This is a genomic window from Sphingomonas sp. NIBR02145, from assembly GCF_027359115.1.
GTDB lineage: Bacteria > Pseudomonadota > Alphaproteobacteria > Sphingomonadales > Sphingomonadaceae > Sphingomonas > Sphingomonas kyeonggiensis_A.
The window spans coordinates 2,730,158-2,757,088 of sequence record NZ_CP114791.1; the positions used below are offsets into that span (position 1 = coordinate 2,730,158).

18 protein-coding genes are annotated in these 26,931 nt (G+C 68.7%); 11 read left to right on the plus strand and 7 right to left on the minus strand.

Going from position 1 to position 26,931, the window contains the following annotated elements; genetic code table 11:
• Positions 1–18: 18 nt before the first annotated feature.
• Both O3305_RS12070 and O3305_RS12075 read left to right on the plus strand, forming a co-directional pair.
• Complete coding sequence (locus O3305_RS12070) at positions 19–1,200, plus strand: glycosyltransferase family 4 protein (RefSeq protein ID WP_269572789.1); 1,182 nt, start codon at positions 19–21, stop codon at positions 1,198–1,200.
• Positions 1,201–1,720: 520 nt separating this feature from the next.
• Positions 1,721–3,907, plus strand: a complete 2,187-nt coding sequence (locus O3305_RS12075) for a calcium-binding protein (protein WP_269572790.1) — start codon at positions 1,721–1,723, stop codon at positions 3,905–3,907.
• A 110-nt stretch (positions 3,908–4,017) separates the two neighbouring features.
• Here O3305_RS12075 and O3305_RS12080 read toward each other — a convergent pair whose 3' ends face one another.
• On the minus strand, positions 4,018–5,187 hold the full coding sequence (locus O3305_RS12080; RefSeq protein WP_269572791.1) for an acyltransferase family protein: 1,170 nt from the start codon (positions 5,185–5,187) through the stop codon (positions 4,018–4,020).
• Positions 5,188–5,385: 198 nt separating this feature from the next.
• On the opposite strand from O3305_RS12080, the gene O3305_RS12085 reads away from it, so the two are divergent.
• From O3305_RS12085 to O3305_RS12095, 3 genes are read left to right on the plus strand one after another with little or no spacing between them, the layout of a single operon-like run.
• Entirely contained in the window at positions 5,386–6,579 is a 1,194-nt protein-coding gene (locus tag O3305_RS12085; RefSeq protein ID WP_269572792.1) for a glycosyltransferase, read from the plus strand.
• Entirely contained in the window at positions 6,576–7,139 is a 564-nt protein-coding gene (locus O3305_RS12090) for a polysaccharide biosynthesis/export family protein (protein ID WP_269572793.1), read from the plus strand. The genes O3305_RS12085 and O3305_RS12090 overlap by 4 nt, the downstream gene beginning before the upstream one ends.
• 5 nt (positions 7,140–7,144) lie before the next feature.
• Complete coding sequence (locus O3305_RS12095) at positions 7,145–7,888, plus strand: serine acetyltransferase (RefSeq protein WP_269572794.1); 744 nt, start codon at positions 7,145–7,147, stop codon at positions 7,886–7,888.
• On the opposite strand, the gene O3305_RS12100 is transcribed toward O3305_RS12095, so the two are convergent.
• The 5 genes from O3305_RS12100 to O3305_RS12120 are packed head-to-tail and all read right to left on the minus strand — an operon-like array spanning position 7,864 to position 16,705.
• A complete protein-coding gene (locus O3305_RS12100) occupies positions 7,864–12,660 on the minus strand; it encodes a calcium-binding protein (protein WP_269572795.1) in 4,797 nt (1,598 codons plus the stop codon). The genes O3305_RS12095 and O3305_RS12100 overlap by 25 nt on opposite strands.
• Before the next feature lie 13 nt (positions 12,661–12,673).
• A complete protein-coding gene (locus tag O3305_RS12105) occupies positions 12,674–13,972 on the minus strand; it encodes an outer membrane beta-barrel protein (RefSeq protein WP_269572796.1) in 1,299 nt (432 codons plus the stop codon).
• On the minus strand, positions 13,969–14,886 hold the full coding sequence (locus tag O3305_RS12110; protein ID WP_269572797.1) for an endonuclease/exonuclease/phosphatase family protein: 918 nt from the start codon (positions 14,884–14,886) through the stop codon (positions 13,969–13,971). The genes O3305_RS12105 and O3305_RS12110 overlap by 4 nt, the downstream gene beginning before the upstream one ends.
• Positions 14,883–15,836, minus strand: coding sequence for a glycosyltransferase family 2 protein (locus tag O3305_RS12115; protein WP_269572798.1), 954 nt, complete (start codon positions 15,834–15,836; stop codon positions 14,883–14,885). Before O3305_RS12115 ends, O3305_RS12110 begins: the two co-directional genes overlap by 4 nt.
• Positions 15,836–16,705 (minus strand): glycosyltransferase family 2 protein, encoded by an 870-nt coding sequence (locus O3305_RS12120; protein WP_269572799.1) that lies wholly within the window; start codon positions 16,703–16,705, stop codon positions 15,836–15,838. Before O3305_RS12120 ends, O3305_RS12115 begins: the two co-directional genes overlap by 1 nt.
• 224 nt (positions 16,706–16,929) lie before the next feature.
• On the opposite strand from O3305_RS12120, the gene O3305_RS12125 reads away from it, so the two are divergent.
• The 5 genes from O3305_RS12125 (at position 16,930) to O3305_RS12145 (ending at position 23,730) form a co-directional block, all read left to right on the plus strand.
• Positions 16,930–17,691, plus strand: a complete 762-nt coding sequence (locus O3305_RS12125; protein ID WP_269572800.1) for a glycosyltransferase family 25 protein — start codon at positions 16,930–16,932, stop codon at positions 17,689–17,691.
• On the plus strand, positions 17,681–19,162 hold the full coding sequence (locus tag O3305_RS12130) for a lipopolysaccharide biosynthesis protein (RefSeq protein ID WP_269572801.1): 1,482 nt from the start codon (positions 17,681–17,683) through the stop codon (positions 19,160–19,162). Before O3305_RS12125 ends, O3305_RS12130 begins: the two co-directional genes overlap by 11 nt.
• The gene (locus tag O3305_RS12135) at positions 19,159–20,160 is read left to right on the plus strand and encodes a polysaccharide pyruvyl transferase family protein (protein ID WP_269572802.1); all 1,002 of its coding nucleotides are present in this window, start codon (positions 19,159–19,161) and stop codon (positions 20,158–20,160) included. The genes O3305_RS12130 and O3305_RS12135 overlap by 4 nt, the downstream gene beginning before the upstream one ends.
• Before the next feature lie 103 nt (positions 20,161–20,263).
• Positions 20,264–22,339, plus strand: coding sequence for a type I secretion system permease/ATPase (locus tag O3305_RS12140; RefSeq protein WP_269576505.1), 2,076 nt, complete (start codon positions 20,264–20,266; stop codon positions 22,337–22,339).
• Positions 22,336–23,730, plus strand: coding sequence for an HlyD family type I secretion periplasmic adaptor subunit (locus O3305_RS12145; RefSeq protein WP_269572803.1), 1,395 nt, complete (start codon positions 22,336–22,338; stop codon positions 23,728–23,730). Before O3305_RS12140 ends, O3305_RS12145 begins: the two co-directional genes overlap by 4 nt.
• A gap of 283 nt (positions 23,731–24,013) precedes the next feature.
• On the opposite strand, the gene O3305_RS12150 is transcribed toward O3305_RS12145, so the two are convergent.
• Positions 24,014–25,402, minus strand: a complete 1,389-nt coding sequence (locus tag O3305_RS12150; RefSeq protein WP_269572804.1) for an exopolysaccharide biosynthesis polyprenyl glycosylphosphotransferase — start codon at positions 25,400–25,402, stop codon at positions 24,014–24,016.
• 171 nt (positions 25,403–25,573) lie between these two features.
• On the opposite strand from O3305_RS12150, the gene O3305_RS12155 reads away from it, so the two are divergent.
• Entirely contained in the window at positions 25,574–26,923 is a 1,350-nt protein-coding gene (locus O3305_RS12155) for an MFS transporter (protein WP_269572805.1), read from the plus strand.
• The last annotated feature ends 8 nt before the right edge of the window (positions 26,924–26,931 follow it).

The window sequence follows — 26,931 nt, forward strand, 5'->3', positions numbered from 1 at the left end:
CATGTATGGAGTAAGAACATGCTGCAACGGACAAGCGCGCCTGCGGGCGACGCCCCCATGATCTGCGTGACCGGGTTGCGCGGCTTCCCGCACGTGATGGGCGGGATCGAGAGCCATTGCGAGGAGCTGCTGCCGCGAATCAAGGCGCTGTGGCCCGATCACCGCTCGGTGGTGCTCGGCCGAGCGCCCTATCTGCCCGCAGCACATAACGAGCATCGCGGAGTCGAGATCATCGGCATCCCCTGCCCGCGCTCCCAGCATCTCGAAGCGATCGTCTCGACCTTCCTCGCGGTGCTCTCCGCCCGCAAGCGCGGCGCGGACCTGGTCCATATCCACGCGATCGGCCCCGGCCTGCTCGCGCCCTTTGCCCGCCTGCTCGGCCTCAAGGTAATCGTGACGCATCACGGCACCGATTATCACCGCGCCAAATGGGGCAAGGTCGCGCGCACCGCGCTGCGCGCGGGCGAATGGCTCGCGCTCAACTTCGCCGACCGGGTGATCGCCGTCTCGCCGTCGCTGGCGACCCAGCTCAAGCGCCAGTTCCCGGCGCGCGCGCAGCGGATCAGCTATATTCCCAACGGCACTTCGGACCTGCCCAGCGATGCCGATCCCGATCTGGTGCTGGAGCGGATCGGGGTGGAGCGCGGCGGCTACCTGCTCGCCGTCGCCCGGCTGGTCCCCGAAAAGGGCCTGCACGACCTGATCGACGCCTTGCACGCCTCCAGGTCCACCACCAGGCTGGTCATCGCCGGTGCCGCGGATCATGAAAGCGACTATGCCCGCGAACTCATGGCCCGCGCCGGCGACCGGGTGATCTTCGCCGGAGTCCAGTCGCGCGCGACGCTCAAATGCCTCTATGAGAATTGCGCCTTGTTCGTGATGCCCAGCCATCATGAAGGGCTGCCGATCGCCGCGCTCGAAGCCGCAAGCTGCGGCGCGCCCATGCTGCTCAGCGACATCCCCGCCAATCTCGACATCGGCCTGGAACCGCGAAACTATTTCCCGGTCGGCGATGTCGCCGCGCTCACCGAGTTGCTCGATACCGACCGCGCCGCCTTCCGGATCGACAGCGACACCGTCCGCGCCCGCTTCAGCTGGGATCGCGCGGCCGAGGACACGCTGGCAGTCTATCGCAGCGCGCTTGCCCCGGGGCGGGCAAAGTCGCGGGCATCCGGCCTGCCGGGGACGGTGGAAGGCTGAACCTATACTCCTCTCCCTGGAAGGGAGGGGCCGGGGGTGGGTGGAGGCTTGGCGATACGGGGAGCCTTGCGCACACTTCACCGTATCGCGCGCAAGAACCCACCCCTAACCCCTCCCTTTCAGGGAGGGGAACGGGATCATCCGAGCCGAGCCATCACCTCCGCCCGATCCGCCGCATCGATCTTCCCCGAAATCTCAATCCCAGCAGCGCCCGCCACGGCATGCGCGATCGCCGGCCGCCAGGCATCCCCGCGCCACGCCCAGCTCCGTACCCGCCAGCGCCCATCTCCGTCGGCATCGATCGCCAGTGGCGGCCTTCCGGCGACCTCACTCGCCGGCTCCCGTGCAGTGCATGCACTTCCCGCTGCAAGTCCCGCAATCGAAACGATAAGTCTGCGACGGTCCATCGCAACAACCTCTCCGGTAATCAGCATAATCCGCGCTTAACCATGCTGCGACGCAACACGGAAGCGATCTTGATCGATGTTAGCCGGGCCAAGAACAGCAAGGGATCGCTGCCATGCCTAGCCTGTACATCTCGCCAGCCGGATCCGGAGACAAAAGCGGCCGGGACATCAACAACGCAGCGTCGATCGGTTCGCTCAACACGCTGATCGGAAAAGCCGGCCCCGGCGGCGAAGTGCTGCTCGTCGCCGACCAGGGCGACTACAACGTCACCGGCATCCTCGGCATCACGCGCGGCGGCACCGACGGCAATCCGGTGACCGTGCGCGGGATCGATTCCGCCGGTAACCCGATGCAGGCCCAGTTCGCCGGATCGCGCCCCGAAAACTGGCAGGCGGGCGATGTCGCCGGCAACGAGTTGTTCAAGCTCGGCACCGGCGCGAACAACCTGGTGTTCCGCGACCTCCAGATCGACAATGTCGGCACCGCCTTCCGCGTCACTGCGGACCTCAGCAACCTGCGGATCGAGGGCGTCGATGCCAACAATGTCCGCCGCTTCTTCGAGGATTATTCCAGTGCCGCCTCGGGCACCGCGACGATCACCGGCCTGACGCTGCGCGACATCGACGTGCAGGGCTTCTCCAAGACCGCGATCCGCCTCCAGTACGACACCAGCAACGTCCTGATCGACAATGTCCGCGCCGACATGGCCGGGCAACTCGGGGATGACCTGCCCGCCGGTGTCCATCTCGACGGCACCGTCCACAACGTCACGCTCAACCAGGTCGTGATGGAGAATGTCCAGAGCACCGCCGGCGCCTATTACAATGGCGACGGCTTCGCCACCGAGCGCGGCGCCTATGACATCCGCTTCATCGATACCGAAGCGCGCGGCAACAGCGATGGCGGCTATGACCTCAAGTCGAACGGCACCGTGCTGGTCCGCGCGCTCAGCGAGGAGAATGGCCGCAACTATCGGCTATGGGGCGAGGCAACGCTGATCGACCCGGTCGGGCTCAACCCGGTGCTGCGCGGCGGCATCTCCGAGCAGAACCAGCTCTGGCTCGATACCGCCGCCAATGTCACCGTGATCGGCGGCCGCTTCGACGATGCCGGCTCGCGCACTAAGGTGATCTCGTCGAGCGGCAAGCTGATGCTCCGCGGTACCGAGATCACCCATTCGGAGCTGGCGACCCTCGCGACCCAGGCCAGCCTCCCGGGCCTCGGCGGCGCCAACACGATCCGCGAGACGCTGACCGTGGACCAGGGCAGCGCCTCCCCGGGTGCGACTTCCTATATCGCGCTGCTCCCGCTCCCTGCGACCGCCACCGCCGATGCGATGACGGGCGGCACGGGCGACGACATCTTCCTGGTCGACAACACGGGCGACCGGATCACGGAGGCGGCGGGCGCCGGCCTCGATCGCGTCGAGACCACACTCGCCGGCTACACGCTCGGCGCCAATATCGAGGACCTGATCCGCCGAGGCGCTGCCGACTTCACCGGCAGCGGCAATGCCCTCGCCAATTCGATGATCGGCGGCGCGGGCAGCGACACGCTTTCCGGCCTCGACGGCAATGACATGATCGCCGGCAACACCGGTGCCGATACGCTCACCGGCGGCAATGGCGAAGACCTGCTCCAGGGCCAGGCCGGCGCCGACAGCCTGCTCGGCGGCTGGCAATCGGATACGCTGATCGGCGGCACCGGCGCGGACCGGCTGGTCGGCGACCAGGAATGGCTGAGCAGCCAGGGCGCCAACGACCAGCTCGACGGCGGCGACGATGCCGATCTGCTGATCGGCGACGCGACCAACCTCTATGCCAGCGGCAAGGGCGGCAGCGACCGGCTGGTCGGCGGCGCCGGCGACGATATCCTGATCGGCGACGGCGACGTGATGAAGGACGACGCCCGGGGCGGCGCCGACACGCTCGAGGGCGGCGACGGCAATGACTGGCTCTATGGCGATGGCCGCGACATGAGCGGCAACGTTACCGGCGGCGCCGACAAGCTCTATGGCGGCCCCGGCCCCGATCACCTGATCGGCGGCGGCGGCAACGACCTGCTCGTCGGCGGTGCCGGCGCCGACTGGTTCGTCTTCGCCCCCGGCTCGGGCAGCGACGAGATCAGCGACTTCGCGTCGAGCGAGGGCGACCATATCGATCTCAGCGCCTTCGACATTGCCTATGAGCAGCTGAGCTTCGCCGGCAGCGCGGACGGCATCCGCGTCGGCATCGGCACCGACACCATCTTCGTCCGCGGTGCCCAGAGCCTGAGCCCCAGCGACTTCGTGTTCGGGTAGTGCTCCGGCATCCGTCACCCCGGCCTTGGCCGGGGTCCCGTTACATCAGGACTTGCTGGGCGGAAGCGCTCCCCGGGTCGAGCCCTGGGGTGACAAGGAACGCAAGGTCATCAGGGCGCCGCCAGTTCCTCCGGCACGGTCTGCCGGGCCCGGCCGGCGCTGCCCGTCACGCGCCGGATCACGGCCTTGCCCAGCTTCTGCCCGGGCAGCTCGACCAGCTTGTAGGTGACGAACGCCAGCGCATAGGTCAGCGGCACCACCACCGCCCCGGTCAGCACGAAGCGCCCGAGCGCGCCCAGCCCGGTGCCGAAGCGCCCGATCACCGCCGCCGCCACCGGCTGCAGGATCAGCAGGTGGATCAGATAGGTGCCGTAGCTGAGCTCGCCCAGCCAGTGGAACGGCTTGCTGCCGAGCAGCTTCGCCACCCCGTCGATCGGGCCCAGCCGCCGCAGATGCACCAGCGCGAAGAAGCCGAGCACCACGCCCTCGCGCACCACGAAGTGCAGCACGTCCTGATCGCCGCCGATCGGGATCGCCGCCAGCAGCACCGCCGCGGCCAGGTGCAGCCAGATCCGCTTGCCCGGTCCGGCGTCGGCGGCGATCAGCATGCCGCACAGGAATAGGTGCAGCTTGAGTGGCAGGAAGCTCGGCATCGGCCAGTCGAGCCCGATCGCCCCCGCCGCCAGTGCCAGCGCCACGCCGATGCCTGCCGCGATCAGCGCCGCCGGCACCCAGCCCGCCCGCCGGGCCAGCAGCACCAGGAAGGGGAAGGCCGCGTAGAATTGCATCTCGAGCCCCAGGCTCCAGTCGGGCAGCGGGGTACGGAAGGCATAGTCGGGCAGCAGGCCGAACACGAAGCTCAGATGCGCCGTGACATTGGCCAGGCTTGCGTCGGTATAGCGCTCGGCCGGCTGGAGACCCTGGCCGAGGAAGCTGTCGATCGCCACCCGGCTCTCATAGATGGCCGGGCCCGCGATCAGCGCCGCCGCCAGCGTCACATAGAAGAGCGGCGCCAGCCGGAAGAAGCGCCGCGCCCAGAAGCTCGCCCAGGTGCCGGGCGTGTTCCAGTCCTCGCTGCCGGCACGTAGCTGATACTGGAACACCATCAGGAAGCCCGAGAGCAGGATGAACAGGTCCACGCCCAGATCGGGCTCGCTCAGCAGCGGCAGCCGGAAGCCGGTGAGGATCATCATGTGCCCGATCAGCACCCAGAGCGCTGCCAGCCCGCGCAACCCGTCGAGGCATTCGACCCGGCGGATACCGCCTTGTTCCAGGCCCATCGCGCACCTTTCGTGTCGTTCGTCGATGTCCGCTGATGACCCGCATGACGGGCCAAGACCACCTCGCGGCGGCCCCTAATCGGCCAGTTGCCCCGCCCGGGCGGCAGGGCGGTGCGCAGCGTGGTGCAATGCAGCAAATCGCCGTGGTACGCCTTGTTGCAAGGGGGCCGTATTTCGCGCGAAAGCGAGCGAGGGACGATGCCGAACAACAAGCGAATAGTATTCGCGATCAATTCACTCGCCGGCGGTGGTGCCGAGCGCGTGCTCACGACTTTGCTCGGTGGCTCCGCACCGTGGCGCAACCGTTACGATATTCACCTGGCACTGCTTGACGATGAGGAGCGTGCCTATAGCGTGCCCGATTGGGTGCACGTCCATCAGCTCGATGCCCGGCATAAATTGCTGCCCAGCCTCACCCAGCTGCGCGGGCTGCTTGGCCGGCTCCAGCCCGATGCGACGCTCAGCTTCCTCACGCGCGCCAATGTCGCCAATGCCTGGGCGATGGCCGGGCGCGGCAGGCCCTGGCTGATCAGCGAGCGGGTCAACACCAGTGCCCATCTCGGCAGCAACGCCTCGGCCCATGCCGCCCGGGCGATGGTCCGCTTCGCCTATCCCCGCGCCGCCCATGTCATCGCGGTATCGGAAGGGGTGGTCGACGATCTCGCCGACAATTTCGGCGTCCGCCGCGCCCGCATGTCGGCGATCGCCAACCCGGTCGATCATGACGCGATCGCCCGGCTCGCCGCCGAGGAACCGGCCTTCGTCCCCGGCGGTCCCTATATCGTCGCCGCCGGCCGGCTGGTGCCCAACAAGAATTTCGCCCTGTTGCTGCGCGCCTATGCCCGGGCCGACCTGCCGGAGCGGCTGCTGATCCTCGGCGAGGGGCCGGAGCGCACCGCGCTCGCCACCCTCGCCGCCTCGCTCGGCATCGCCGACCGGGTCGACATGCCGGGCTTCATCGCCAATCCCTATGCGCTGCTCGCCCGCGCCCGCGCCTATGCGATGCCCTCCAATGCCGAGGGTTTCCCCAATGGCCTGGTCGAGGCGATGGCCTGCGGCGTGCCGGTGGTCGCCACCAACTGCGCCTCGGGCCCGTCCGAGATTCTGGCGAACAGCCCCCGGCATGCGATCAATGCCGGGATCGATGTCGAGGCCGGGGCATTGGTTCCCACCGATGACGTCAATGCCTTTGCCGCGGCCCTGCGCCGGGTGCTGTCCGAGCCGCGCCGCACTGCCTGTGGCGCTGCCGCCCGCGCACGCTCGCTCGATTACGGCGTCGAACGGGCCGCGACAAACTACTGGGACCGGATCGAGGCCGCGCTCGCCGCGCCGCCCGCCCCGGCGCCCAGCCTCAACGAAAATGTACGTCTGCGTCAGGGAGTAACCTCATGAAGTGGCACATGCAGATCGCGCTGGCGGGGGCGCTTGCGATGCTTGCCGGCTGCGCCGGCCAGACCCCGCTTGCCGGCACCGGTGCGCCGCCGCCGGCCTCCGCCGCCTTCACCCTGTCGCCCGGCGACAAGGTGAAAGTCGCCACCTATGGCGAAGTCGCGCTCAGCGGCGATTTCGAAGTGACGCCGGCAGGCACCATCGCCTTCCCGCTGATCGGCGAGGTCAAGGCGGCCGGCCTCGAGCCGGACCAGCTCTCCAAGGCGATCGAGACCCAGCTTCGCGAAGGCTATCTGCTCCAGCCCAAGGTCTCGGTGCAGGTCGCCAGCTTCCGCCCGGTCTATATCCTGGGCGAAGTCAACAAGCCGGGTGAATACCCCTATACGCAGGGCCTCACCATCCGCGGCGCCGTCGCCAAGGCCGACGGCTTCACCTACCGGGCGAACGAGAAGCGCGTCTTCCTCAAGCGATCGGGCGAGCCCGGCGAGCGCGCCTATCCGCTCACCGCAGATTTCGCGGTGCTGCCCGGTGACACGATCCGATTCGGGGAGCGCTATTTCTGATGGACATGGCCACCGCAAGCTTCGCGCCCGATCCGGCGCCAGAGCTGACTCACGCTGACCCCTTGCCCGAAACCGGCAAGCCGCATCTGCGCGGCTGCCCGGTCAGCTTCGCCAAGCTGAAGGCGCTGCTCGCCGCCGACCTGTACCGCTATGCGGGCCGGGTCAGCACGGGCGCCTTCCTCAAGCATTATGCCTTCACCCCGGGCTATAAATACACGGTGCTGATGCGCACCGCCGGCTGGCTCAAGCTCAAGCCGGCCAAGGCGTTCGGCTTCTATCCGCTCGCCAAATGGCTGCTGCTGCGCGCCCGCTACAAATACGGCTTTGCCATCCCCGAATATATGGAGATCGGCCCGGGCCTGTTCCTCAACCGGTTCGGCGGCTTCTACTTCCATGGCGACACGGTGCTGGGCAGCAACGTCAACATCACCCACGGCGTGGTGCTTGGTTATATGAACCGCGGCGCCAAGCGCGGCGCGCCGGTGATCGGCGACCGCACCTTCCTGGGCTCGGGCGCCAAGGTGATCGGCGGCATCCAGGTCGGCGCGGAGGCTGCGATCGGCGCCAATGCGGTGGTGACCAAGGACGTACCCGATCGCGGCGTGGTTGGCGGCATCCCCGCCAAGCTGCTCTCGGACCAGGGCTCTGACGGTTACATCAACCGCCTGGCCCCGCCCGAACTGCTCGCGGCCTGCGAAGGCGCGCTGCATGGCTGGATCCAGGATCAGCCGAAGACGAAGTCGTTCTGATCCAGTGACGTGACGCCGCGCACCAGGATGGTGTCGGTGCCGCCGAGCTGGATCGTCACCCCGGCGCTGCTCGTGGTGAAGCGCAGCGCCTCATAGGCGATGTCGAAGGCGCTGAGGTCGATCCGGTCCGCCTCGGCGCCGCCGCGGGTGAAGTCGGTGATCTCGTCCTGGCCCGAACCGCGCGCGAAGACGAAGCGGTCGCTTCCGCCACCGCCGGTCAGCTTGTCGTTCCCGCCCTTGGCGCCGGCCGCCATGTTCATGGCGTCGCCGTAGAGCACGTCGTTGCCAAGCCCGCCGATCAGCGTATCCGCGCCGCCGACCCCGGTAGCGGTCATGCTCGTCCCGTCGCCGACCAGCACGTCATCGCCGTCGCCACCGTCGAGCGTGTCCTTGGCCGCCAGCGAGGACACCCATTCGCTGTCGCCGACCAGCATATCGTTGCCCGACCCACCGTAGAGACGGTCGGTCTGCTGGCCGCCATACAGCGTGTCGGCCCCGTCCTCGCCGTAGAGCAGGTCCTCATTCTTGCCGCCGTCCAGCCGGTCGGCGCCGAGCCCGCCCCAGAGCGTATCATTGCCGTCATCGCCCGACAGCGTGTCGGCACCATCGCCGCCGGTCAGCACATTGGCCCCGGTGCTGCCGAGCAGCGTATCGTCAAAAGCCGAGCCTTGCGCGTTCTCGATGCTGGTCAGCTTGTCGCCGGTGGCATCGCCCCCACTCGCGGTCTGGGTGCGCAGATTGACCAGCACCCCGCCAAGCGACCCGGCATATTCCACCGTGTCCGATCCCGCGCCGCCGTCGAGCAGATCGCCGCCTGAGCCGCCTCGCAGCACGTCCGCGCCATCTCCACCCGAGAGCCGGTCCTCGCCTCCGCCGCCGACCAGGAAATTGTCGAGCACATTGCCGGTCAGCGTCGCGCCGACCGTGCCGGTATAGACCAGTTCCTCGAGATTGGCGCCGAGAGTGTAGTTGCTTGCAGCGGTGCGGACCCGGTCGCGCCCTTCGCCCGCCGCCTCGATCACCTGATCGCCGGCCTCATAGACGATATAGAGATCATTGCCGGTGCCGCCGCGCAGCACGTCGTTGCCGGCGCCGCCGTCGAGCTGGTCGTCGCCCGCGCCACCGATCAGCACATCGTCGCCACCTCGGCCATAAAGCATGTCGCCGACCAGCGCATCGTCGCTGCCGGTGATGCTGTCGGCATAGTTGGAGCCGATCAGGGTCTCGATGCTGACCAGCCGGTCACCCTCGGCCTCGCCGCCATGATTGATATTGGTGGCCAGGTTCACGATGATCGCGGTCGACTTGGTATAGTCAACCTGGTCGCGCCCGGCGCCGCCATCGAGCAGGTCCGCACCCGCGCCGCCGACCAGCTTGTCGTCACCGTCGAGCCCGTAGAGCGCATCGTCGAGCGCCTTGCCGTAGATGCTGTTGCCCAGCGCGTTGCCGGTGCCGGTGAAACCGCCGCTTCCGGTATAGCTCAGGTCCTCGACGCCATCGGCCAGCGCCAGCGCGGACAGGCTGGTCCGCACGATGTCGGTGCCGCCCTCCTCCGCCTCGATGATCTGGTCACCGGCATTGTCGACCACATAGCTGTCGTCGCCCGCGCCGCCGATCATCACGTCCGCGCCTGCGCCGCCGTCGATCGTGTCGTTGCCGGCGCCACCCTCGAGCCGGTTGGCATTGGCGTCGCCGGTCAGCGTATCGGCAAGGCTGCTGCCGACCACCGCCTCGATCCCCGAGATGCTGTCGCCCTGCGCATCGCCGCCCGACACGGCACCCGTCGCCAGGTTGACCTTCACCGCCGAGGCGCTGCCTGAATAGACCAGGGTATCGAACCCGCCGGCGCCATCGATCCGGTCGCCCCCCGCGCCGCCGATCAGGATCTGGTCGCCGCCATCGCCGATCAGCGTGTCCGCAAAACTGGTGCCGATGAAGCGCTCGACCCCGTCGAAGCGATCGCCCTCGGCATCGCCGCCGGTGCTGATGCCGGTCTGCAGGTTGATCGAGATCGCGCTCGCATTGGCGCTGAAGTCGACCGTGTCCACGCCATCGCCGCCGATCAGCGTGTCCGCGCCGGCGCCGCCCTGGAGCAGGTCGTCACCGCCCCGCCCTTCGAGACGATCCGCACCCGCACCGCCATAGAGCGCCTCGGCGCCACTCGTCCCCGCCAGCACATCGTCGAAGCCCGAGCCGATCACCGACTCGATGCTCACCAGCCGATCGCCATCCGCCTGCACCGCCAGCGCGAGATCGACCTGCACCGCCGTACCCGATCCCGCATAATCCGCCGTATCGAACCCGTCGCGCCCGTCGAGCAGGTCCGCGCCCGCGCCACCGGCCAGACGATTGGCACCGGCATCGCCATAGAGCGCATCGGCAAAGGCGGTACCGACCAGATCCTCGATCGCCACCAGGGTCACGCCGCCCGAAGCCGTTCCCGCGGCAAGGTCCGCCGTCACGCCGCTCGCGCCGCTCGCAAAGTCCGCCGCGTCGGTGCCGGCCCCGCCATCGAGCCGATCCGCGCCGCCATTGCCGACCAGCCGGTCATTGCCCGCACCACCAGACAGCGCATTGGCCGTGCCATCCCCGGTCAGCACGTCGCCAAAGCCCGAGCCGGCCAGATTCTCGATCCCCGAAAGCACATCGCCCTGCGCGTCACCCCCGCTGCCGGTGCCGCCCAGCGTCACGGCCACCGCCGCGCCGCTGGTCGAATAATCGGCGGTATCGATGCCCCCGCCGCCGGTCAGCCGATCCGCACCCGCACCGCCGACCAGCACATTGTCGAACGCATCGCCGCTCAGCACATCGTCGAACCCCGAGCCGACCAGCCGCTCGATCCCCGACAGCACATCCCCCTGCGCGTCCCCGCCGCTGCCGGTGCCCGCGACCAGATCGACCGTCACCGCCGCGCCGCTGCCCGAATAGTCCGCGCTGTCGAACCCAGCGCCGCCGATCAGCGTGTCCGCGCCTGCCCCGCCAACCAGCAGATCGTCACCGCCGCGCCCGTCGATCCGGTCATTGCCCGCGCCGCCGCCGAACCAGTCGGCGCCGTCGGTACCCGATAGCGTGTCGGCAAAGGCGGAGCCTTCCACCGCCTCGATCCCGATCAGCCGGTCGCCCGCCGCCTCGCCGCCGCTCGCCGCGCCATTGGCGAGGTCGACCGTCACGCCCGCGGCGCTGCTGCCATAATCCACCCGGTCGATCCCGGCGCCGCCATCGAGCAGGTCCGCGCCCGCGCCGCCATCGAGCAGATCGTCGCCCGCGCCGCCCGAAAGCCTGTCGTCGCCATTGCCTCCGAACAGCCGGTTCGCCCCCGCATCGCCGGCAAGCACATCGGCAAGGGCCGATCCCTCGACATCCTCGAACCCGTCGAACAGGTCTCCCGTCGCATCGCCGCCGGCGGCCGTCAGCCGCGCCAGATCGACCTGCACCCCGGCGGCGCTGCCCGCATAGCTGAGCAGGTCGCGCCCAGCGCCGCCGACCAATATGTCCGCGCCCGCCCCGCCGCTCAGCACATCGTCGCCGGCATTGCCGAGAAGCATGTCGTCGCCCGCGCCGCCAAGCAGCGCGTCCGCGCTCGCCGTGCCGCCGATCCTGTCGTCACCCGTGGTGCCCGCGGCCACCACCGCCTGCTGCCCGTTCAAGGTCAGCACCGATCCGGTGCCCTTCTTCGAGACCACCGTGCCCGCCCCGGTCGCGAGCGCATAGTCGTTCACCGTCAGCGCGCCGTTCTTCTCGGCCAGGTTGAACAGGGTCGGCGAGCCGGGATCGGAGAAGAACGCCCCGTCAATCGTCGCGCTGGCGCCTTCGGCCAGCCAGATATGCTCGCGATTGCCGCCAGGGGTGGAAGCGCCCGCATCGAGGCTGACGATGTTGCTCAGCACCGCCCCGTCGCCCCACAGCCGGATGTTCCGGCCATTGCCCGAGACGATCGCGCCATCGACCACGACATTGTCGCTCTTCAGGTCGAGCCCGCCATCGCTGTTGCCGGTGGCGATCACGTCGCGCAGCGTGATGTTGTAGGTGCCGCGCTCGGTCGCGAAGCCGTCGCCGTTGCGATAGTCGTTCACCGTGTCGAGCGCGTTGCGCATCGCGACATGGTCGATCACCACGTCATGCGCGGTGCCGTCGATATGCACGCCGATCGCGAAATTGTCGCCGTCCTGGAACTGGCTGTCGCCGCGCACATCCTCGATCAGCACGTTGCTGCTGTTGTACTGGACGCGGATCGCGCCCTTGGAAAACCCGTCCACCGCCACGTCGCGGATCGTCAGCCCGGTGATGCTGGCGCCGGCATTCGCGCCCGAGGCGATATTGTCGAAGAAGCGCATCACGTTGCGCGCCTCGACATGCTCGATCACCAGGTTGCTGAGGTCGCCGCCCACCCGGAAGCCGGTGCCGACATTCTCGAAGGCGATGTCGCTGAACCGCAGGTTGTTCGCCCCGCCCAGCAGCCGGAACACTTCCTCGCCGTCCGCACCCGCCGGGTCGAAGGGATCGGCCCGCGTCCCGACGATCGTCGCCGCCATCGCATTGCCGGCACTGTCGACGCCCCGGATCGTCACCGGCGCGCTCGCCGAGCCGCCCGCCACGATCGCCAATGCCTCGCTCGGCGCCGTATATGCGCCCTGGTCGGCCAGCATCAGCACCTGCCCGCCCGGTCCGGCCGCGGCGATCAGCTTCGGCAGGTCCTTCAGCGTCGCGGCGTTGGCAGCACTCGAGCCGTCGCCCGAACCGCTTCCGGTCGGCGAGATATACAGCGTCGGCATGGCAAGGGTCTCCTCATAGGCCCGAGAAGGTCACCCCCATTGAAATCCGGTTGTCGGTAAACCGGCGCCCCGCCGTTACACCCCAGCTTGCCTGGGTCCGCCGCTGCAGGTCGAGCCGCAGCGCCATCCGCTTGCTGACCAGGTACGAACCGCTGGCCCGCCAGGTCCAGCGATCGTCGCTCCGGTCGATATTGTTGAAGTCGCGCTTTTCCAGTTCGCCGCCCACGCCAAGGATGAGATTGCGCAGCAGCTCGTAATCCGCGCGCAGCGTCATGTTGGTCGCGAGATAGCCGGTCGCGCCGTTGACGCCGGTCTCGCGGATGCCGCGGTCGATCGTGCCGGTGATCGTCACCAGCGGCGTCAGGAAATAGGCAAGCTCACCGCGCACCAGGAAACCGGAGATGTCCTGGAACTGCGCCGGCTTGTAGTCCTGGCGGATATAGCCGAGCCGCAGCGCGCCGCGCGCCTTGCGCCCCAGCTCGAAGCTCGCACCGCCGGCCAGCTCGAAGCCGCTCGAATCCCGCGCCGGCACCGGCCCGGTCCGCTCGCGATAGTCGCGCTGGTTGACCGATCCGGCCACGAACAGCGCGATGCTCGGACTCAGCGCATATTCGCCGATCGCCGTGCCGGTATAGGTCGTGTGGTCGCGGAAATCCTGGTCGATCGCCGCGCCCGAAGGCGTGACGCTGTCGCCGTAATTGCGGTTCTCGACATCGAACACGCCGCGCACCCGCAACCGGTTGAACACATGGGTGTAGGTCGCCGTGCCCTCGCTCAGCGTGAAGCGGATCGGCCGCGTCGCCTGGGTCGGGGAATCGGGCGAGACGCGCTCCTGGCTGTAGCGCCCGTTGCGCAGCGCCAGGTTGAACGTGTCCGACTTGCTGATCGTGTAGAGCGCGCTCGCGTTCACCGCATATTGCGTAGCATTCTCACTCGCCCGCTTCGCATAGCGCAAAAGGTCGAGCTCGCCGTCCAGGCTCAGCTTGAGCGTCTGCGAGGGCCGCACCAGCGAGACTTTCGGCCGGATACGCAGATAGGCATCGCCGGTCCGATCATCGGGCTGGGCATAGAGATTGTCGTCATAGCCGGCACCGATCGCCACGCGCGGCATCAGCTCGAGCGTGCCGACATGGATCGGCTCGGGTGTGTAATCCGGCCGCCGCCGCTCGAGCACGCCGACATTGCGGTCGCGCCCGAAAGGATTCTCGCTCGCCACCGAGCCGAGCCCGTCGGTCGCGTCCGATTGCTGGGCGAGCGCCGGCGTCGCCAGCGCACAGCCGCCGAGCAGCAGGGTCCAGGCCGCGCGCTTCACCGGCGCCCCAGCGTGACGAGCACCGGCCGGTGGTCCGATCCGGTCGCCGGCAGCTTCTCGGCCGAAACCAGCCCCCAGTCGGGCCCGGCATAGAGCTGGTCGATCGGCAGCATGGGAAGGGCGCGCGGCCAGCTCGGCAGCGCGCGGGTCATGCGGGTGAGCGGCGCGAAGCCTTGGTCTTGCGCATGCATCGCAGCGGCCCAGGGGGTGAGGTTCATGTCGCCTGCAACGATGAGCCCCTCGCGATCGATCCGTGCCAGCGCCTGCGCCATGTCGCGTATCCGCACCGCCTGGTCGCGCATGGTCGGATGCGGATAGTGGAGCGTCATCACGGTGAAGGGGCGCTGGTCGGGCCCGATGATCCGCGCCCAGGTCAGGGGCGGCCCGAATTTCCGCCCGGCTTCGTCGCGCAGCAGATAGCCGCTGTCGTCGATCGGCCAGCGCGAGAGGATCGCCATGCCGCAGCCCTTTGGACAATCGGTGCCATAAGGCAGTTTCTGGCGCAGTGCTGCCAGCATCGGCCGGAAATTGCCGTCCAGTTCCTGCAGCATCACCACATCGGGCCGGGCGTCGAGGATCGTCTGCGCGGTCTCGGCGGGATCGCTGTTCTTCACCCAGACATTGTGGCTGAGCACCCGCACCTGCTGCATGCCAGATCGCGCGCGCGGCACGTCGCGGGTCAACTCGGGCACCACGCGCAATGCTACCGGCGCCAGCCCGAGCAGTGCCGCCGCGACCGCCCACAGTCCCAGCCGCCGGCCCAGCGCGAGTCCGGTCAGGATCATCAGCCCGAACAGGGGCATGAAGGAAGCGACAGCGTCGAGCGTCGGCACGAAGGCGCCTGCGTAGGACACCCACGCCGCGAGGCTGCCCCCCGCGATCAGCAGGGCGCCCAGGATGCGGACCAGCCTCACGCGCGGGCAAGCAGCCGGTTACGCAGGGCATGGCCGGATTGCCGGAGCGGTGCCGGGATCAGCTTGGCGGCGAGCAGCAGCGCGGCGGTGCCGGCGCCTTCGGGCAGATAGACATCGCCCACCCGGATCGCGGTGCGCCCCGGATGCTTCATCGCATAGCGGGCGTAATGCGCGATCTCCTGGTTCACCAGCCGGCGCAGCAATGCCGCCTCGCGCGGCCCCGCTCCATCGATCAGTCCGCGCGCGGTATCGACGAGACAGGGCAGCCCCAGCGTCGTGGTCGACTTGCTCACCTTGTTCTCGGAGTCGCGGTGGAATACCGCGCTCACCCGCGGATCGTAGCGCAGGCTACCCCGCGCCAGCACGCGCAGCCACAAATCCTTGTCGCCGCCGCGCACCGCCTTGCCCTCGGGAAACAACCCTGCGGCGAACAATGCGTCACGCCGGATCGCGATCGCCCCGGTCCACATCGGGCATTCGCGCACGGTCAGCCACGCATCGAGGAACCCCGCCAGGTCGAGCGTCACCGCCTGCGCGAGCGACGGCGCGATCCGCTGCTGCTGGCTGCGATCGGCAAAGACATGGTCGAACCGCGTCGCCACCGCCGACACCGTCGGATCGGCCGCAATCCCCTCGGCAAGCTGGGCGAGATGTTCGGGCGCCCAGAGATCATCGGCGTCTAGGAAGGCGATCCAGTCGCCCTCTGCCGCGCGGATGCCAAGGTTGCGCCCGGCATAGCCGCCCGGCCCCGGGATCGGCAGGTCGAGCAGCCGGATGCGCGGATCGTCGATCGCGGCGACCAGCCCCCGCCCGCCATCGGTCGAGCGGTTGTCGATCACCACGATCTCCTGGGGCGGCAGGCGCTGCGCCAGCACGCTGTCGATCGCGGCGCGGACATGGCCGGCCTTGTTGAAGAGCGGCATCACCACGGAGAAATTCGGGGACGTCATCAGTCGCGTGCTGCCTTTCGCCCCCCGGCGAGATGGAAGAATTCGCCCACCGCCACCCCGGCGAGCTCGATCGTCAGAAGCATCACCGCCAGCCGGCGGCTGAGCGACAGTTCGCGCGAGACCGCCGCGCGCCGCAGCCGGCGGACCGTATCCACCGCGGTCACGCCCAGCACATGCGCCAGCCTGGGGCGCTTCGCCGTGCGATCCCAGCGCCCGCCGCTCAGCCGCTGCCGCTTGCGCACCAGCTCGGCCCGGTTCGCGCGCACCGGATGGCGCACCACCATCTCGGGTACATAGACCAGCGGGTAGCCCGCCGCGCGGATGCGCAGCGCCATCTGCCGGTCGCCGCCGGACTTGAGCGCGGCATCGAACCCGCCCAGCTGCTTCAATACCGCCGTCTCGCTCGCCCAGTTGGCGGTAGCGCAATTGCCGCGTGCCGCATGTGCCTGGGGGAAGCTGAACAGCCGCTCATAGTCGCCGAACACCTCGCGCTCCTGCGCGATCTCGTCGAACAGCTCGATCTTGCCAGCGAGCACGCCGAAGCCCGGATGGGCCGCCGCCGCGCGCAGCACCTGTTCGAGCCAGTCGGGCGCCGGCGTGCAATCGGCATCGGTAAAGGCGGTGATCGGCGCATCCACGCGCCCGATCCCCAAATTGCGCGCGACATAGGAGCCGGGCCGCGTCTCCGCGATTACCTCCACGCCCGCGAAGCCGCGCGCTATATCGGCGGTCGAATCGCTCGATCCATTGTCGACGACGATGATCTGATACGCGTCACGCGGGATGGTCTGCCTGGATAACGCCTCCAGGCAGCGGCCGATCACCGCTTCTCCGTTCCACACGGGTATGACGACAGCTACTTGAAACATAGATACGCCTGTTCAGTGCAGTCAGGCTTCAGACAGCCCGGCGCAGCGCCCGGGTCAACCGCATGTCGCACCTGCGAAGACGAGCTGCCCCTTTGTCCGGATGACCGGAGCCAAACCCGCCTTCGCGCCTCAAGATTTGCCCGCTACCAAGGATCGCGCCGGACGATTCAATGTTGTTGCACTGCATCATGCAGGTGGGAACATGAGCAGGAGGCGTGTGCTTAATGGGTGAGTCCCTGCCCGAACTGGGGGATGCCGCCGAAGTTCTGGTGGTGTCGCTCGAAACCGCTGAAACGCGTCGTGCGGCATTTGCCGCGCGGGCGACGAACACGTCGCTCGTCTGGCGCTTTTTCGATGCATGCACCGGCCCCGCGCCGGGCATGACCCTCGACGAACCCGCAATCCGCGCCAACAAGGGGCGCGCGATGAGCAAGGGCGAGATCGGCTGCTATGCCAGCCATTTCTCGATCTGGCTCGACATGGTGGTGCGCGGCGTGCCCCAGGCGATCGTGCTGGAAGACGATACCGTCGTCGACTGGGACTATCTGGAGCCGCTCGCCCGCACCGATCTGCGCGCGCAGGGCATCGACTATCTGCGCCTCTATGCAAAGCGCCCCACCTGGCAGCGCGTGGTGCGGCGCGATTTCCTCCAGCATTCGCGCACCATCGTCGAGCTTGTCGGCCCCGCCTATGGCACCCAGGGCTATGCGATCACGCTCGAGGGCGCGCGCCGCCTGGTCGAGCATTGCCGCATCGTCCGCCGCCCGGTCGATGACGAGATGGATCGCAGCTGGGCGCACGGTCTGCCCAACCTCGCGCTCTTTCCCGCGCCGATCCTCGAGGCGGCGGTGGTGTCGGACATCGGCGCCGCGCGCTTCGGCCCCAAGACCGATCCGCTCTATCATTCGCTGCGGCAGAAGATCTGGCGCCATGCCGAGCGCACCCGCATGCGCATGCTGAAAGCGAGGCGCCTGCTTGAACGCTGAGCTTCCCAACCGCTTCGACGACGGGCTGCGCGCCCGCAGCCGCAGCTCGATCGGCTGGACGATCACGCGCTTCCTGTCGGACCAGCTCTTCTCCTTCATCGTCTTCGTCATCCTCGCCCGCCTGCTCACGCGCGCGGACATCGGCGCGTTCGCGGTGATGGCGGTGACGGCCGAGGCGTTCCGGATCATCGCCACCGCCGGGCTCGTCCAGACGATCGCGCGACGCGCCGAGATCACGCCGCGTTTCCTCGACACGATCTACCGCTCGCAGCAGGGCTTCTCCTTCCTCTCGGCCGCGCTGATCGTCGCGCTCGCCCAGCCGATCGCCGACCTGATGGGCGCACCGAACATCGCGCTGCCGCTCGCGGTGATGAGCCTGGTCCTGCCGATCTCCTCCTTCGGCGGCACCCATCTTGCGCTGCGCCTGCGCGAGTTCGGCCACAAGACCACGGCCCTGCGCTCGGTGGTCGGCGGGCTGATCGGCGGCACCTGCGCGGTGGTCGCCGCGTTCGCCGGGCTCGGCCTGTGGAGCCTGGTCATCCAGCGCCTCGTCACCGAGATCGCCGGCGCGATCCTCTCGCGCATGTCCTATGACTGGAAGCCAGGCTGGAAGTTCGACACCGCGATCCTGCGCGACAACCTCATGCTCAATGCCAGCCTGATCTACGTCCAGCTCATCTTCCTCGCGACCGTGCGCGTCCAGGAAATGGCGATCGGCGCGGGCATCGGCCTCGCCGCGGTCGGCGTCTATCGCACCGCCTGGCGCACGGTCGAGCTGATCGGCCGCGGCGCGATCCAGCCCTTCACCCAGGTCGCGGTGCAGACCCTCGCCCGCGTCAAGGACGAGCCGGCCGAGCTGCGCCAGGCCTATCGCTGGATGATCGCCCAGGCCTCGGCGATCTCCTTTCCGGCGCTGGTCGGCTTCGGCGCACTCGCCCCAGTCGCCATCCCCACCGTGTTCGGCGCGAAGTGGGACGAGGCCGGGCAGCTCGCCCAGATCTTCGCCTTCATGGCGGTGCCCTTCACGCTCAACTTCTTCGCCTCGCCGTCCTTGAGCGTACTCGGCGCCTCGCGCAGCCTGATGTCGCTGTCGACCACCCAGCTGGTGCTCGGCGTGATCCTGACGCTGGCTGCCCTGCCCTATGGCCTGCTGGCGGTCGCCGTCTCCTATGTCGGGCGCGCCTATCTCACCTTGCCGATGCAGATCCTGCTGCTGCGCCGCGCCTCGGGCATCCGCCCGGTCGACACATGGCGCGCGGTCGGTGCCCCGCTGATCGCCTCGACCGCGATGGGTGTCGCGCTCGCGGTCGCGATGCGGCTGCTCGACACGCATCTCTCGGGCTGGAGCGTGCTGCTCCTGCTCACCGGGCTCGGCGCGCTTTTCTACGGCGCCCTGCTTCTCGCCATCTCGCGGCCGTGGCGCGGCCGCCTCCTGTCCCTGTCCAGACGCCTCAGAAAGGGCCGGATATGACCACCAAGACTGCCGACCAGCTCGTCGGCGAACTCGCCCAGCGTTTTGCCCAGGTGCTCGACAGCGTGCTGCCCGCGGGCCGCATCGCGCTGGTCGATTTCCCCGATCACTCCAATGTCGGCGATTCCGCCATCTGGCTCGGCGAGATGGCCTATCTCAGGAAGCGCGGCCGCCTGCCCGTCTATTATTCGGCGATCACCGATTTCGACGATGCCGCCTGCCGCGCGGCGATCGGCGGCGGCCCGATCCTGATCCACGGCGGCGGCAATATGGGCACGCTCTGGCCGAAGCACGAAGCCTTCCGCCTGCATTTGCTGCGCACGCACCGTGGCCACCCGATCATCCAGATGCCCGAATCGATCCACTATGCCGATCCCGAGGCGGCGCGCGAGATGGCCGAGGCGATCCGCGCGCACGGCAAGTTCACCCTGCTGGTCCGCGACGCCCGCTCGCTTGCCTTTGCCCGCGAGCATTTCGATTGCCCGATCCATCTCTGCCCCGATGCCGCGCTGATGCTCGGCCGCCAGCAGCGCCAGCCCGCCACCTCGCCGGTCTTCGCGCTGCTCCGCACCGATCACGAGCGCGCCGCCGGCACCGACGAGCCGCTTCCCGCCGGCGTGGTCGCCGATGACTGGCTGATCGAGGATCCCGCCCAGAAGCGCCACCTGCGCCTGTCGCTCAAGCTCAACCGGCTGCTCAACCGCGATCCGATGTCGCAGCGCGCCACCCGCCAGCGCCGCCTCGCCGAATGGCGCCTGCAGCGCGGCCTCGCGATGCTGTCCACCGGCGAGATCGTCGTCACCGATCGGCTGCACGCCCATATCCTGTCGCTGCTGCTCGATATCCCGCACGTGCTGCTCGACAACAGCTACGGCAAGGTCGCGGGCTTCGCCGACCAGTGGACCGGCGACTATTCCGGCCTGCTCCGTGCCACCAGCCGGCCCCAGGGCTTCGCCACCGCGCTCGCCTGCCGAACCCCGCAGATCGTCAACGGCTAGGAGCCCCAACGAGAGGAGGCGCACCGTGCAGCAGGACCTGAGCTTCGAGCCGTCCAGCCCCGCGCCGGACAACGCGCTGGCCGCCTTCGCCCTGATCCTCACCATGCACCGCGTCGCCGTGGACCCGGCCGAGCTGCGCCACGATCTCGGCCACGGTGACCCCGTCACCACGCCCGACCTGCTCCGCCTGGCCAAGCGGATCGACGGCGTCCGCGCCCGCGCGACCAGAGCCGATTTCGAGCGCCTCCGCCGCCTGCCGATGCCGGTGCTGGCCAGCGGTCCGCAGGGCTGGTTCGTGATCGGCCGGGTCGGCGAGGATGCCGCCGCCGTCCAGCGCCCCGGCGAGCCGATCGCCCGCTGGGACCGCGCCGCGCTCGACGCCAACTGGTCGGGCGAGCTGCTCCTTGTCACCACCCGCGAGTCCGCTCAGGTCGCCGCGCCCGCCTTCGACATGACCTGGTTCATCCCCCAGATCGTCAGATACCGGCGGCTGATCGGCGAAGTGCTGCTGATCACCCTCGCGCTCAACCTGCTCGGCCTCGCCGCCCCGCTCTTCTTCCAGAACGTCGTCGACAAGGTCCTCGCCCACAACAGCCTCGCCACCCTCCAGGTGCTGGCGATCGGGCTGGTGCTGGTCTCGCTCTGGGAAGTCGCGTTCGGCTGGCTGCGCACCCGCCTCTATTCGGAGACCAGCCAAAAACTGGATGTCGAGCTGGGCAGCCGGTTGTTCCGCCACCTGCTCCGCCTCCCCCTCGCCTGGTTCGAGAACCGCCGCGTCGGCGACACCGTCACGCGCGTCCGCGAGCTCGAGACGGTGCGCGAGTTCATGACCAGCGCCTCGCTCACCGTGCTGGTCGATCCGCTGTTCACGATCGTCTTCCTGATCGCGATGTGGCTCTACTCGCCGATCCTGTTCGTCATCGTCGCACTGACGCTGCCCGCCTATGTGATCGTCTCGCTGGTCGTCACGGGCCCGCTGCGCCGCCGCCTCGACGAGAAGTTCGCCCGCGGCGCCGCCAACAACGCGCTGCTCGTCGAGAGCGTCTCGGGCATGCAGACGCTCAAGTCCGCCGCGGTCGAGCCGCTCTGGCAGGATCGCTGGGAGCGCCAGCTCGCCGCCTACAGCGCCGCCAACCAGCGCGTCATCAACCTCGGCAATTCGGGCAGCCAGGCGGTCCAGCTGATCTCGAAGCTCAGCCTCGCCGCGATCCTGTTCTTCGGTGCGCAGCAGGTGATCGCCGGTGCGCTCACCGTCGGCGGGCTGGTCGCGTTCAACATGTTCGCCCAGCGCGTCTCCGGCCCGGTCATCCGCATGGCGCAGCTCTGGCAGGACTTCCAGCAGGTCCGCCTCTCGGTCCAGCGGATGGGCGACATCCTCAACGCCGGCCCGGAGCCCGGCGCCGGCTCGCGCACCGCGCTCCCGGCGCTCCACGGCCACATCCATTTCGAGAATGTCCGCTTCCGCTATGCCGCCGACGGCCCCTGGACGCTCGACGACATCAATCTCGACCTGCCCGCCGGCGCCACGCTCGGCATCGCCGGCGCCTCGGGCTCGGGCAAGTCGACGCTGACCAAATTGCTCCAGCGCCTCTATCTCCCCGCAAGCGGCCGCGTGCTGATCGACGGTGTCGACCTAGCCCAGATCGATCCCGCCTGGCTCCGCCGCCAGATCGGCGTGGTGCTGCAGGAGAATGTCCTGTTCAACCGGTCGATCCGCGACAATATCGCGCTCGTCGACCCCGCCCTGCCGATCGAGCGGGTGATGACCGCCGCGCGGCTGGCCGGCGCGCACGACTTCATCCTCTCCCTCCCGCAGGGATACGACACGATCGTAGAGGAGCGCGGCGTCAACTTCTCTGGCGGCCAGCGCCAGCGCCTCGCCATCGCTCGCGCGCTGATCGCCAACCCGCGCATCCTGATCCTCGACGAAGCCACTTCTGCGCTCGATGCCGAGAGCGAGGAGATCGTCCAGCGCAACCTCAAGGCGATCGCCGCCGGCCGTACCGTCCTCATCATCGCCCACCGCCTCTCCGCGATCCGCCAGTGCGATCGCATCCTGACGCTCGACAAGGGCCGCATCGTCGAGAGCGGCACGCATGACGAACTGCTCCGCCTCGACGGCCGCTACGCCGCGCTCCACCACCGTCAGATCGGCGTGCAGGCGGGAGCCGCCGCATGAACGCGATCACCCATCACTGGACCGCGATCCGCGACGCACTCGACAATGAGCGTGCCCGCGCCCGCACCGCGATGCGCACCGAGGAGACCGATTTCCTCCCCGCCGCGCTCGAAGTGGTCGAGCGCCCGGTCTCGCCTACCGCGCGGATCACCGCCTGGGTGCTGCTCGGCCTGCTCGTGGTCGCGCTGCTGTGGCTGTTCCTCGGTCGCGTCGATGTCGTCGCTTCCGCCCCCGGCCGCCTCGTCCCCGCCGACGACGTCAAGCTGATCCAGCCCGGAGCCGGTGGCGTGGTCCGCGCCATTCTGGTCCGCGACGGCCAGCAGGTCCGTGCCGGCCAGCCCTTGGTCGAGCTCGATCCCACTGTCTCCGATGCCGATGCCGCCCAGGCCGGCAAGGCGCTGGAAGCCGCCGAGCTCGACGCCGCCCGGCTGCGCGCGATCCTCTCCGGGCTCGACGGACAAGGCCTGCGCTTCACCCCGCCCGCCGGCACCACCGCCGAAGTCGCCGCCACCCAGGTCGCGCTCGCCCGCGCCCAGCTCGCCGAGATCCAGGCCGGCACCCAGACCCGCGCCGCCGATACCGAAGCCGCCCGCGCCGCCCGGGCCGAGGCGCAGATCCAGGCCGCCAAGCTCGGCGAGACCCTGCCCCTGCTCGACGAGCAGATCGAAGCGAACGAGAAGCTGCTCGAGAAGGGCTATGTCTCGAAGCTCAAGGTCATCGAGATGCGCCGCCAGCGCCTCGCCGCCGCGCGCGACCGCGACGCCGCGCTAGCCACCGCGCGCAAGGCACAGGCGCAGATCGCAGTGGCCGGCGGCAATTCCAGCCAGTCCGCCGCCGAGGCGCGCGCCCGGATCCTCGCCGATCTCGCCAAGGCGGAGAGCGACGCCCGGCTGCGCAAGGAGGAGCTGACCAAGGCCACGAAACGCTCCAGCCTCCAGCGCCTGGTCAGCCCGGTCGATGGCACCGTCACCCAGCTTGCCGTCCACACGGTCGGCGGCGTGGTCGAGGCGGCCAAGCCGATCATGGTGATCGTGCCGGCCCGCGGGAAGCTGGTCGCCGAAGTGGCGATCGCCAACAAGGATGTCGGCTTCGTCACCGCCGGCCAGCCGGTCGCGCTCAAGGTCGAGGCCTTCCCCTTCACCCGCTATGGCGCGGTACCCGCCAGGCTCGAGCAGATCAGCTCGGACGCGGTGCAGGACGAGAAACAGGGCCTGATCTACACCGCCCGCATCGCGCTCGACCGCGCGACGATCCAGCGCGACGGCGCCAGCGTGAAGCTCACCCCCGGCATGGCGGTAACCGCCGACATCCGCACCGGCCGCCGCTCGCTGGCGTCCTATCTGCTGAGCCCGATCGACGAGATCCGCACCACGGCAGGGCGGGAGCGGTAGGGCTTACCCTAGTTCCCAACCTTCACTCGTCATCCCCGCGAAGGCGGGGATCCAGAGTCACAAGGGACGCCGCTCTGCCACCCTGGATCCCCGCCTTCGCGGGGATGACGAAGGGTTAGAACAAGGCTCTTCCCCCCAATCGTCATCCCGGCGAAAGCCGGGATCTCAGGCGAAGGCGCGGGGAAAGAGCCGCACGAGATCCCGGCTTTCGCCGGGATGACGGCTAGATGCCGCGAAGTTTGAGAATGTTGGCGAGTCGCACCACCCCTCGCCGCAGGCCGCCTCAATACGCGTTGTGATGCATCAGCACCTGCGCGGTCCGCACCAGGATCGAGATGTCGCGCAGCAGCGACCAGCCATGCTGATATTCCAGGTCCGCCTCGAGCCGGTCGATGATGTCGCGCCTGGTATTGGTCGCGCCGCGGAAGCCGCGGATCTGCGCCAACCCGGTGATGCCCGGCTTGAGCGCATGGCGGTGCCAATATTGCCGGTCGACGCGCCAGAACAGCTCATCCCCGGCGGTCGATCCCAGCGCATGCGGGCGCGGGCCGACCAGGCTCATCTCGCCGAACAGCACGTTGATCAGCTGGGGCAGCTCGTCGATGCTGGTCATCCGGATCAGCCGGCCGACCTTGGTGATCCGGTCGTCGTCGCGGCTTGCCGAGCGCGCGCCGGTCGCGTCGCTGGTCTCCACGCGCATGCTGCGGAACTTGAGGATCTGGAAGATGCGGTTGCCGCGCCCCATCCGCTCCTGGCGGAAGAACACCGGCCCCGGCGAATCGAGCTTGATCGCGATCGCGACCATCACCAGCACCGGCAGCAGCATCAGCAGCGCCGGCACCGTGATCGCCAGGTCGAGCGCGCGCTTCTTCACCCGGTTGGCGCGGTTGAGCGGGCCCCAGGAGACCACCACCGTCGTCACGCCGTCGCGCTGCCGCGTGGTCAGCGGGCCCAGCTCGGCGATCTCGGGCACCACGATCTCGCCGACGATGTTGACGCCCTTCAGCGCCCGCGCCCATTCAGCCTTGCGCTCGGGCGCGCAGGCGATGACCACCCGGTCATAGTCCTGCAGCACGGTGCCGAGGCGATCGAGCATGTACGGATCGTCGAGATCGGTGCGCAGCCCGGCGAGCCGCGCATCGAGCACTTCCCGGTTGCGATAGGGCCGCGGCGCCATCGCTCCGTCGGTGATCACCAGCTCGACGCTGAGCTGGCCGAAAGCCTTGCGAACCATGTGGCAGATCAGCAGCCGCTGGGCGAGCAGCAGCGTCAGTGCGGTGACCATCGCCATGCCCAGCGCGAAGCGCGGCACCTTGCCGGTCACCCGAAGCGCAAAGGCGGCGAACAGGAAGACGAGCAGGGTCGTGGCGAAGGAGAGCAAAGCCTGGCGCACGCTCTTGCTCGGCTTGGTCAGGCAGCGCGGGTTATAGGCCTGGTTCTGGAACGCAATCGCAGCATGGACGAACAGCAGCCCCGCCATCGCGGTCCACAATTCGTCGGAGATATGGCGCGGTTCCTCGATCACCAGCGCTACGGCGAAGCCCAGCGCCAGGGCCAGCGCGTCGGACGCGATCAGCGATAAACTGAGCCAGATCTTGGCGTTGCGCCGCGCCACTTTCGCAAGCGGCGTTCTGGTTGGAACCCCCTGGATCGCCAAGTCGATCTTGGACATGGGCCACCGATACTCCCTGAGCTCAAATACGCGAGCTTGTTGCGACGCAACATGACTTGGAGGTTAGAGAACACAAGCGGCCAGCGCGGGTACGTGCCGGATACGAGACGATCCGTTCCGGTGTGAGATAAAGCGGTGACGCAGGGGGGCGAGCCGCGCTAGAAAGTCCCCATGATCGCCCGTCTCGGCGCCGCGCCGGCGCGCATCCGGCTGCTGTTCTTCGCCTTCGGGGACTTCGCCTTCAATCTCTACTGGCAGAGCATCATGCTCTTCCTGCTCTTCTACTATACCGAGGCGCTGGGGCTGCCGGTGGCGACCGCCGCGGCGATCTACACCGTCGCCTCGGTCTGGGACGGCCTCGCCAATTTCCTTGCCGGCGCGGTGGCGGACCGGCGCGAGCCCGGGCGCGGCTATGGCCGGTTCCTGATGCTGGGCAGCGTGCCCCTCGGCCTCGCCTTCGTCCTCACCTATCTGCCCCCGCTCGCCGGGGGATGGTGGGGGATAGCGACGGTCTTCCTCGGGCATTTGCTGTTCCGCACCGCCTATGCCGCGGTCAACGTGCCCTATCTGGCGATGAGCGCGCGGGTGAGCAGCGACAGCCGCGACCGTGCCTTCCTCGCCGGCATGCGCATGGTGTTCGGCACGATGGCGGCGGTGCTGGTCGCCCGCGGCACGCTGCCCTTCGGCGCGTGGATCGCCGGCAGCACGGTGCCCGCCCAGGCCTATCTCGGCGCGGCGATCCTGTTCGCCGTCCTCGGCACCTGCATCCTGATGCTGGTCGGCGCCAGCTACCGCGAGCAGGTGGTGCCCGCCCGCACCCAGCCGCCCTCGATCGCCGCCAGCCTCCGCAGCCTTGCCGCCAACCGCGCCTTCGTCACGCTCAACCTTGCGATGATGGCGATGATCGTCGCGGTGACGATCCTCAACAAGTCGGTGCTCTATTATTTCAAGTATTTCGTCGGCGATGCCGTGGCCGGGCAGAGCGCGCTGGCCTGGATGGGCGTGGTCGGCGCCGCGGCGGTACCCTTGTGGATGCTGCTCCAGCGCCTGCTCGGCACGCGCAGCCTCTGGTTCCTCGCCGCCGCCTTCTGCATGGCCGGGCTGCTGCTGTTCAGCGGCATCCACATCGACAAGGCCGGGCCGATGCAGCTGTTCCTGGTCGCGATGCAGGCGGTGATCGTCGGGCTCCACTTCGCCTATTGGGCGATGCTGCCCAACACGGTGGAATATGGCGAAAAGACCACCGGCCTGCGCGTCGAGGGCGCGGTGTTCGGCATGGCCGCCCTGCTCCAGCGCATCGCGATCGGCGTCGCCACGCTGCTGCTCGCCGCCGGCTTCGACTCCGCCGGTTTCGTCGCCAATGTCCGCCAGAGCGAGGCGACGCTGGCGACGATGCGCTTCACCATCGCGCTGGTGCCGCTCGCCTTCCTGGCGCTGTCGGTGGTGCTGATGTGGCTCAACCCGCTCGGCCGCGGCGAGCATGCGAAGATCGTCAGGGACCTGGAGGACCGCGCCTCCTAGTAAAAGGC

Bases quoted from the DNA above. Each gene is read 5' to 3' on its own strand.
- O3305_RS12115 (WP_269572798.1), bottom strand. From the start codon at position 15,836: ATGACGTCCCCGAATTTCTCCGTGGTGATGCCGCTCTTCAACAAGGCC.
- O3305_RS12135 (WP_269572802.1), top strand. From the start codon at position 19,159: ATGACCACCAAGACTGCCGACCAGCTCGTCGGCGAACTCGCCCAGCGT.
- O3305_RS12125 (WP_269572800.1), top strand. From the start codon at position 16,930: ATGGGTGAGTCCCTGCCCGAACTGGGGGATGCCGCCGAAGTTCTGGTG.
- O3305_RS12085 (WP_269572792.1), top strand. From the start codon at position 5,386: ATGCCGAACAACAAGCGAATAGTATTCGCGATCAATTCACTCGCCGGC.
- O3305_RS12155 (WP_269572805.1), top strand. From the start codon at position 25,574: ATGATCGCCCGTCTCGGCGCCGCGCCGGCGCGCATCCGGCTGCTGTTC.
- O3305_RS12150 (WP_269572804.1), bottom strand. From the start codon at position 25,402: ATGTCCAAGATCGACTTGGCGATCCAGGGGGTTCCAACCAGAACGCCG.
- O3305_RS12080 (WP_269572791.1), bottom strand. From the start codon at position 5,187: ATGGGCCTGGAACAAGGCGGTATCCGCCGGGTCGAATGCCTCGACGGG.
- O3305_RS12090 (WP_269572793.1), top strand. From the start codon at position 6,576: ATGAAGTGGCACATGCAGATCGCGCTGGCGGGGGCGCTTGCGATGCTT.
- O3305_RS12140 (WP_269576505.1), top strand. From the start codon at position 20,264: ATGCACCGCGTCGCCGTGGACCCGGCCGAGCTGCGCCACGATCTCGGC.
- O3305_RS12095 (WP_269572794.1), top strand. From the start codon at position 7,145: ATGGCCACCGCAAGCTTCGCGCCCGATCCGGCGCCAGAGCTGACTCAC.
- O3305_RS12070 (WP_269572789.1), top strand. From the start codon at position 19: ATGCTGCAACGGACAAGCGCGCCTGCGGGCGACGCCCCCATGATCTGC.
- O3305_RS12100 (WP_269572795.1), bottom strand. From the start codon at position 12,660: ATGCCGACGCTGTATATCTCGCCGACCGGAAGCGGTTCGGGCGACGGC.
- O3305_RS12145 (WP_269572803.1), top strand. From the start codon at position 22,336: ATGAACGCGATCACCCATCACTGGACCGCGATCCGCGACGCACTCGAC.
- O3305_RS12075 (WP_269572790.1), top strand. From the start codon at position 1,721: ATGCCTAGCCTGTACATCTCGCCAGCCGGATCCGGAGACAAAAGCGGC.
- O3305_RS12120 (WP_269572799.1), bottom strand. From the start codon at position 16,705: ATGTTTCAAGTAGCTGTCGTCATACCCGTGTGGAACGGAGAAGCGGTG.